Origin of the sequence: Arthrobacter sp. 2YAF22_2 (assembly GCF_052114645.1) — a bacterium.
Taxonomy (GTDB): domain Bacteria; phylum Actinomycetota; class Actinomycetes; order Actinomycetales; family Micrococcaceae; genus Arthrobacter.
Map to the genome: position 1 here is coordinate 1 of NZ_JBFRFD010000398.1, position 3,542 is coordinate 3,542.

At 67.3% G+C, this 3,542-nt stretch carries 4 protein-coding genes and 1 pseudogene; 3 read left to right on the forward strand and 2 right to left on the reverse strand.

Annotated features, from left to right (window positions below):
• The 3 genes from AB4Y86_RS14720 to epsC all read left to right on the forward strand — a co-directional run.
• On the forward strand, nucleotides 1–255 hold a 255-nt coding region (locus tag AB4Y86_RS14720), incomplete at its 5' end, for a peptide-methionine (S)-S-oxide reductase (RefSeq protein WP_441402942.1).
• A 67-nt stretch (nucleotides 256–322) separates the two neighbouring features.
• Nucleotides 323–1,258, forward strand: coding sequence for a cysteine synthase A (gene cysK, locus AB4Y86_RS14725; protein ID WP_441402943.1), 936 nt, complete (start codon nucleotides 323–325; stop codon nucleotides 1,256–1,258).
• Between the two features lie 38 nt (nucleotides 1,259–1,296).
• Nucleotides 1,297–1,881, forward strand: a complete 585-nt coding sequence (epsC, locus tag AB4Y86_RS14730) for a serine O-acetyltransferase EpsC (RefSeq protein ID WP_441402944.1) — start codon at nucleotides 1,297–1,299, stop codon at nucleotides 1,879–1,881.
• A gap of 19 nt (nucleotides 1,882–1,900) precedes the next feature.
• On the opposite strand, the gene AB4Y86_RS14735 is transcribed toward epsC, so the two are convergent.
• Both AB4Y86_RS14735 and AB4Y86_RS14740 read right to left on the reverse strand, forming a co-directional pair.
• The gene (locus AB4Y86_RS14735) at nucleotides 1,901–2,734 is read right to left on the reverse strand and encodes an oxidoreductase (protein ID WP_441402945.1); all 834 of its coding nucleotides are present in this window, start codon (nucleotides 2,732–2,734) and stop codon (nucleotides 1,901–1,903) included.
• A gap of 130 nt (nucleotides 2,735–2,864) precedes the next feature.
• A pseudogene (locus AB4Y86_RS14740) lies at nucleotides 2,865–3,542 on the reverse strand (NADP-dependent phosphogluconate dehydrogenase); the annotation flags it as partial.

Below are 3,542 nucleotides of genomic sequence, written 5' to 3' on the forward strand. Positions count from 1 at the left end.
ACGCAGTACCGTTCCTCAATGTTCTACGAGACCACCGAGGAAAAGATTCTCTTCGAGGAAGCGATCGAGCGGAACCAGCAGCTGTGGACGCATCCCATCGTCACCGAGGTGAGCCGGCTGCGTCTTTTCCACGTGGCCGAGGATTTCCACCAGGACTACTTCGCGAAGTACCCCGAGCAGGGCTACTGCCAGGTGATTATCAACCCGAAGCTGGCCAAGGCCCGGAAATATTACTCCGCATGGCTTAAGGCTTAGCCAGGGTTCAGAGGCCCTCGTTAGGCTGACCTTAAAATTCCCTCCTCACGGATAGGCATACACACCCATGGCACGGATCTATGACGACGTTACCCAGCTGGTCGGCGGCACCCCGCTGGTCCGCCTCAACCGGCTCAGCGAAGGCCTGGACGCCACGGTGGCGGTCAAGTTGGAGTTCTACAACCCGGCCAACAGCGTCAAGGACCGGATCGGCGTCGCGATCGTCGACGCCGCGGAGAAGTCCGGCGCGCTGAAACCCGGCGGGACCATCGTCGAGGGAACCTCGGGGAACACGGGCATCGCCCTGGCCATGGTCGGCGCGGCCCGCGGCTACAAGGTCATCCTCACCATGCCGGAGACCATGTCCACCGAACGGCGCGTCATGCTCCGCGCCTACGGCGCTGAGATTGTGCTGACGCCCGGTTCCGACGGCATGCGCGGCGCCGTCGAGAAAGCCCAGGAGATCGTCGCCAACACGGAGAACTCGATCTGGGCCCAGCAGTTCGCCAACGAGGCCAACCCCGAGATCCACCGCCGGACCACCGCGGAGGAAATCTGGACCGACACCGACGGCAAGGTGGACATCTTCGTCGCCGGTGTCGGCACCGGCGGGACCGTCACCGGCGTCGGACAGGTACTCAAGGAGCGCAAGCCCGACGTGCAGATCATCGCCGTCGAGCCCAAGGACTCGGCCATCCTCAACGGCGGCAACGCCGGTCCGCACAAGATCCAGGGCCTGGGCGCCAACTTCGTCCCGGAGATCCTGGACACCAGCGTCTACGACGAGGTCCTGGACGCCAGCCTGGAGGATTCGGTGCGTGTGGCCCGCGAACTGGGCATCAAGGAAGGCATCCTGGGCGGCATCTCCTCCGGTGCGATCGTCTGGGCGGCGCTGGAGCTCGCCAAGCGCCCGGAGAACGCCGGTAAGCTGATTGTTGCCGTTGTCTGCGACTTCGGGGAGCGCTACATCTCCACCGTGTTGTACGACGACATCCGCGGCTGAGTCCAGCCCGCTGGCCACGACTTCGTAGAAAGATCTTTGTGAGCTTCTTCGCAAGACTGAGGGAAGACCTCGACGCCGCCCGGTCCCACGACCCGGCGGCGCGGGGCTCTTTCGAAAACGTCCTGGCCTACTCCGGCCTGCACGCGATCTGGGCGCACCGCGTCACGCACCGCTTGTGGCAGAACCCCTCGCTGCGTTTCCCGGCCCGGTTGATCTCCCAGCTGGCCCGGTTCCTGACCGGCATCGAGATCCACCCCGGCGCCACCATCGGCCGGCGTTTCTTCATCGACCACGGCATGGGCGTCGTGATCGGCGAGACCGCCGAGATCGGCGAGGACGTCATGATCTACCACGGCGTCACCCTCGGCGGCCGTTCGCTCGCCAAGGTCAAGCGGCACCCCACCATAGAGGACCGCGTCGTCATCGGCGCCGGCGCCAAGGTCCTGGGCCCCATCACGATCGGCCGGGACAGTGCCATCGGCGCCAACGCCGTCGTGGTCAAGGACGCACCGGCCGAGTCGATCCTGACAGGCGTGCCGGCGACCTGGCGGCACCGCGACGCCCAGCGCGAAACCAAGCCCGCCGTCGATCCGGCCGAATACGAGATCGATTACCACATCTAGCCGCCCCGTGGGCCATTGTCTATCCCGGAAAGCGCTGGTAAATCTTCCAGAGCACGACGTCGAACGCGCGGTCCGGCAGCAGCCGGCGCAGCAGCAGGATCGCCCGCGCACCCTTCCCCACCGGGTAGCGGGTTCTGGGCCGCGGCGAGGTGGCTGCGTGGACGATCGCATCGGCAATCACTGCGGGCTCCGAGGACAGCGCCGAACCGTCGGTGGAGGCCAGCGCTGCAGCCACGACCTTCGCCTGGGCCGCGTACGGTCCCGCGCCCGAGCTGGCCCGCAGCCCCTCGGCGGCGATGGCGCCCCACTCGGACTGGGTGCCCCCCGGTTCAATGATCGACACCCGGATACCGTGCGGCGAAAGCTCCACGCGCAGCGAATCGCTGAGTCCCTCCACGGCGAATTTAGTGGCGTGGTACCAGGCCCCCAGCGGCTCGTACATCTTGCCGCCGATCGAGGAGACGTTGATGATCCTGCCCCTGCCTGCGGCCCGCATGGCCGGAAGCACGAGCTGGGTCATCCGGGCCAGGCCGAAGACGTTGACGTCGAACTGCCGCCGGGCCTCGGCGAGTTCAACCTCTTCGAGCGAGCCGTACGACCCGTAGCCGGYGTTGTTCACCAGCACGTCGATCCGGCCGTGGGCGGCGAGCACTCCCCCGACGGCGGCGTCCATCGAGGCCCCGTCCGTCACGTCCAGCGCCACGATCCGGACGCCGTCGGCCTTCAGCGGTTCCATTTTCTCCACCCGCCGGGCGCCGGCGTACACGGTAAAACCGTGCCCCGCGAGCTTCCGGGCGGCCTCGAAACCTATCCCGGTGGACGCCCCGGTGACAAATGCGACAGGCTGGGGCATGAGCAAGACTCCTTAGGACAGTGCGGCCGGACTGGCAGTGCGGCCGGGAAAACTGTGCGGCCGTAAACAGGAACGGCCGGCGCCCCCAGAGTATCGGGTAGCGCCGGCCGCCGTGCCGGAACGGACCGGACTAGTGCGTGTCCACCGCGGCGATTTCCGACTTGTCCTCGCCCCAGAGGGTGTGGAAAGTGCCTTCGGTGTCATTGCGGCCGTAGGTGTGCGCACCGAACAGGTCGCGCTGGCCCTGGATCAGGGCGGCCGGGAGCCGTTTGCGGCGCAGGCCGTCGTAGTAGGCCAGCGAGGAGGAGAACACCGGGACCGGGATGCCCAGCTGCACCGCGGTGGCCACCACGCGGCGCCAGGCCGGGAGGACCTCGGCGATCGCCTTGGTGAACGCCGGGGCGAACAGCAGGTTGGCCGGCTTCTCTGCCGCGGCGTAGGCCTTGGTGATGTCCTTGAGCAGCTCTGCCCGGATGATGCAGCCGCCGCGCCACAGCGAGGCGATCTCGTCCAGCTTGAGGTCCCAGCCGTACTCCGTGGCCGCGGAACCGAGCATGTCCAGCCCCTGGGCGTAGGAGACCAGCTTGGAGGCGTACAGCGCCTGCCGGACATCCTCGACAAAGGTTTCCGGCACGTCGACGGCGGCCTCGCCGCCGGTGAGCAGTTCCTGCGCCAGCTTGCGCTGCTCCGACTGCGAGGACAGTGCGCGGGCGAAGACCGATTCGGCGATGCCCGACGTCGGGGAGCCCAGTTCGAGGGCCGAGATGACCGTCCAGCGGCCGGTGCCCTTCTGTCCGGCGGCATCCAC